The 4,811-nt window shown below is 38.0% G+C and carries 4 protein-coding genes; all 4 read right to left on the bottom strand.

From position 1 onward, the window contains the following. Positions 1-50: 50 nt before the first annotated feature. A complete protein-coding gene (locus tag N4310_RS07510; protein WP_262092689.1) occupies positions 51-284 on the bottom strand; it encodes a glycerate kinase in 234 nt (77 codons plus the stop codon). Between the two features lie 234 nt (positions 285-518). Then, on the bottom strand, positions 519-2,288 hold the full coding sequence (locus tag N4310_RS07515) for an ABC transporter ATP-binding protein (RefSeq protein ID WP_262092690.1): 1,770 nt from the start codon (positions 2,286-2,288) through the stop codon (positions 519-521). After that, on the bottom strand, positions 2,285-4,075 hold the full coding sequence (locus N4310_RS07520; protein WP_262092691.1) for an ABC transporter ATP-binding protein: 1,791 nt from the start codon (positions 4,073-4,075) through the stop codon (positions 2,285-2,287). The genes N4310_RS07515 and N4310_RS07520 overlap by 4 nt, the downstream gene beginning before the upstream one ends. A gap of 16 nt (positions 4,076-4,091) precedes the next feature. Next, the gene (locus N4310_RS07525) at positions 4,092-4,748 is read right to left on the bottom strand and encodes a YcaO-like family protein (RefSeq protein ID WP_262092692.1); all 657 of its coding nucleotides are present in this window, start codon (positions 4,746-4,748) and stop codon (positions 4,092-4,094) included. Between the last annotated feature and the right edge of the window lie 63 nt (positions 4,749-4,811).

Raw genomic sequence — 4,811 nt, forward strand, 5'->3', positions numbered from 1 at the left:
AATCAAAAACTTCTAGAAACATTGATCTATCAGGGTTTCTAGAAGTTTTTTTAGTTATCTATGAATAATTCGGGTTCAAGTAAGTCCACCGTCTCCACCTCAACCCAAGTGCCATCCAAAGCATGAGCCAGTGCCTCTAAAGTCCCCTCGCCCCCATCTGCAATCGGGATAGTGACCACTTCTGCATCTGGCAAAACCTCGACAATCCCTGCTTTAGCAGCCTGATTCAGCTGCATAGAAGTAGCGGATCCCTTAAACGAATCCATCGCAACTAGAAATTTCATCCACACACTTCCTCCTTATCAGCTATTATACTGTAGAGCCTTAAACAGCAACAGGACAAAACTGAGATTCAAGCTAGAATACCCTCTAATCTTTCTAGCTCGACTTAATCAATTTTGATGTCTGATTTCCCTTGGAATATGAGGAACAACTGTTGTCTCTGCAACTTTTAATTCTTGACTACTTTCCAATCCTTATTCAAGTCTCCCCTTTTTTAGCCCCTATAACAGATACTGCTAATCATACCACTTAGATTGAGATCTCCACAAAGTAAAGTACTTCCCTTTCTTTGCTAAAAGTTCCTCGTGGCTGCCAATCTCCACAATTTTTCCTTGGTCCAATACAACTATGCGACTGGCTAAACGTACTGATCCTAGACGATGACTCACTAAAATAGATGTTTTTTCTGCCACCATTTGTTCAAACATCTGATACAGTCGATACTCCTCTTTAGGATCGATCGCTGCTGTCGGCTCATCCATTATGATAAAGTCATGTTCTCGATATAATCCCCTTGCGATTGCCAAGCGTTGCCACTGCCCACCTGAAAGGTTAATTCCTCCAAACTCTGGTGCTAAAAGCATATTCTTATCTATTGATTTTAAATGTCCACCGACCATTTCCAATAATCGGTCGATAACGGATTCCTCAACATCTTTAGACCAATCACTGATGCAAATATTATCCAGCAGCGATAGTTTGTAACGTTGAAATTGTTGGAAAACGCCCGAAGTCCTTCGAAATAGGCTTCTTTGATGAGTCGTTTGTGTTTCTAAATCTCCAATCCATACCTGACCAGAAGTAGGTGTATATAGTCCCAGTAGAAGACGGATAAGGGTCGTTTTCCCAGATCCATTTTCTCCAACCAAAGCGATACTTTCACCTTTTTGTAGATCTAGATTTAGCTCCTTTAAGATCAGCTGACTTGACTCTCCATAACTAAAAGAAACTTGCTCAGCCACTAATCCTTTAGAAAAATCAATTTCTCCCATATTTCCACCTCGCTCAGGAAAGTCCATTAGCTGATAGAAATTTACCACCTGAGAAAGAGAATCCCCAATTCCACTAATATGCTCTGAAACAAGCTCATCTACCAAAGAAAAAAATTGAGGTAGGAGAATAAATGTAGAGGAGAATGCTCCAATAGAGACTTTACCTTGTGTCAATTCAATAAAAAGCAGGTAAAGTACAAAGCCAAAACCTAAATAAGAAAAAAGATTCAAACCTAATTTAATCCACATCATCTTCAGACTAGCTCTTTCCTCTCTTCGAACTACTGAATACAAGGTACTAAAAAAGTGATTATAGAAATACCCAAAGCCACCTAGTAGTCTTGTTTCTTTAAAAAACTGGGGGCCAACTAAACTTTCAACATAATAGCGATTTTGCCGACGCAAAGAATAGGTTTCTTCTTCTAATTTGCGAGCTTGGCGATAATGAAGCAAATATCCTAGGACCAAAGGAATAAAGGACAACACAATTATAATAGGAATAAGCGGAGAAAATTGGAAAAGATAAAATCCAACCAGAAGTAAAAGGATAGTATAGTAACTGACAAACTGTAAGGTAATGGAAGCCAAATGCCCCAACTCCTCATACTCTAGACAGTCCTTGGCTCGTTCAATTTGATCTAAAAATTCTTCCCTTTCAAAATGAACAGGATCAATTCTGCCTAATTTTCGCTGAAAATCTCCCATCAATTTCCCCATGTTACTGTAAGAGACTTGGCTCATCAAATACTGCCCATAACCATTTAAAAGTTGATTTATGATCAAGATAACACACAACAATAATAAGTAGCCTGTAAATTCAAGAATACTAATCTGAGTTTGCGTAAACCGATAAACCCGATCAAATACCTCCTGCATAGCCCATAAACTCATCACGAAACAAACCGCCCGAAGAGTTGCTACGACTTGCTCCAGAACTCCCCACCAAGTGGATTTCTTAAAATAGTCAATAGTATTTCGCATGGTGATCATTTCAAATGAATACTTTTGTTTCATTGATACCACTCCTTCTGCAGACTATACATTTCAGAAAAAAGACCACCGAGATTTAATAAATTCTCGAATCTTCCTTTCTCCACAATTCTCCCACCATCTAAAACAATAATTTGATCGGCAAGCTTCGTCGAACCCAGACGATGACTAATGAACAAAGTCGTCTTACCTTGCATCAAGCGATCAAACTCTTGGTAAAGACTATCTTCTGCAATCGGGTCTAAAGCAGCTGTCGGTTCATCTAAAATTTTAATCGGAGCCTCATGTAATAAAGAACGTGCAAAAGTAATTTTTTGCCATTGTCCTCCCGATAACTCCCTCGCTCCTGTCTGCAGCTTTCCTAAAGCAGTATCTAGTCCCAATGGTAAAGAATCGTATAATTCCTTCAATCCTGACTGCTGCAAAACTTTTAGATAGTCCTTTTCCTCCACATCGCGGGTCACCCCCAATTGTAAATTATCCCTCAGGAGAATTTGATAATGAGAAAAATCCTGAAATACTGCTGAAATCAAAGCTTTAATAGTCGACAATGGGTAAGTCCGTAACTCCTTGCCATTTATCAAAATCTCTCCCTCATACTCTCTGTAGAGACCGGTGAGCAGTTTTACTATTGTCGATTTCCCTGAACCATTGGGTCCCACTAAGGCATAGTGTTGTCCTTTCTCTAAAACAAATGATAGATTCCGCAACACATAGCGATCTGTACCAGGATAACAAAAAGAAACTCCTTTGAACTCAATTTGCTCGAAAGCAATAGGTATTTGATCAGGTAAGTCCGTCGCACCAGGTGTTGTTTCTAAAGCCATTAAAAGGTGGAAATCCGCCATATATTCCTTACATTCTGCAAGACTTTTGGATGAATCCTGTAAACCTCCACCTAAAATCTCCGCAAGATTAAAAAGAACTGTTAAGATTCCAATAAAATTCCCTGGACTTATCTCTCCATCTCTCAATGGATAGAGGAGACAAATCGATGTCAGTATTGTCAGTAAAATTAAGACAATATGCATACCTCTTGTCGCTAGTCGTGTTTTTAACAAAACTAGCAATTGAATCGAACTTGCTTTTTGAAAGTCTTGTTCATAGCGATCAGTCATATCATCCACATAGCCAAATAACATCCGCTCTTCCAGAGCTTCCTTACCAACTAACACTTGATCGGAATAGTAACTATAGCGACGTTCATATTTTTTTGCATCCACTTTCGCTGCATAATTTTTCTTTCCTAGGTAAAAAGATAGATAAAATAGAGGAATACTACATGAAAAAATTAGAGCACCAGACCACCAAAGAAGACTAGTTAATAAAAAGAAAATCGAAATCACTGCCACAATTCCTTTAAGAATTGCCGCATAAGCTTGTATTCCCTCTAAAAAGACCTCTACAATATCTTCAACTAAAAGGCTGAACAATTCTTGCTTGGACTTATCCTCCAACCATCGATACTCTAAATTGACCTGTTGTTGCACAATAAGAGGGAGAATAGACAGTTCAATAGCAGTTTTGAGACGAATTTCAAAAAATTTCGGTACTTCCTCAAAGATACGCATACAAACCATGGTAGAAAGTAACAAAAATAAGGGAAAAAGGATCCCCTGAGAGAAGGATCCACTTCCTGCTATGGACAATAAACTATCAATAAAATAAGAAGTCACCGTAGCCAAAATTACCGTTGGAAAAAGCGAATTAATAATGGCCATAGTTAGATAAATCACTATTAACCAAGGAAATTCTTTAAAGGCTAGTCCAAGTACTTCCAAAATCGAAGGAGAAATCATTTTACTTTTCAAAACTTCACTCCTCTAATTAGTGTTGATATTTACCCATGAATAACTCCTCATACGTTGTCAGTTTGTCCGTATAGCCAAATTTCTTTCCAAATTCAAATAATCTAGGGCTAACCGAAAGAAGCGGTATATTCATATTTTGAAAATCTCCCGTAACAATAGTTCGTACCACCTTCGTCTCTAGACCAGGCTTCGTCAAATCAACATAATAAACATGGCCATTGACCGCTTCACTAACTTTTTTTGCCGTATCTAATAAAACCTGTAATGTACTATCCGCTTCAATGACAGAATCCAAAATCGAAGTCCTCCGATCTGTAGTTCCCAGAATATCCTTATTCACCAAAAAATGTTGATTGTAAATATTTATCAAACTTTCAGAAAGCACTTCCAGGTTCATCATTCCAGCATCAAAATTTATTCCCCCAGTGGTACTCCAATCATCTACTTGAACAGCCTCTGTGATTGAACGCTCCAAAGCAATTTCTGGAATAACATGACATCCTAATCCTGTATAAGCATACCTGGAGTAATCATTCGGATTAACAATCCACGTTCTATATACTGGAATTCCAATGTCATTTGTATAGTCACGGGTGATTATATCATAACCTTGCTCCTTAATTTTAGATATTATATCCTTTATTTTGGAATTTTTACTACCCGAGTTTATCACTTTATGTTATAATCAACCTAACTCAATCGCTTGATAGAACTGGATTTTTTTGAAATTTCCAGC

This window comes from Streptococcus danieliae (genome assembly GCF_025447695.1).
In the GTDB taxonomy this organism is placed as follows: Bacteria; Bacillota; Bacilli; order Lactobacillales; family Streptococcaceae; genus Streptococcus; species Streptococcus danieliae.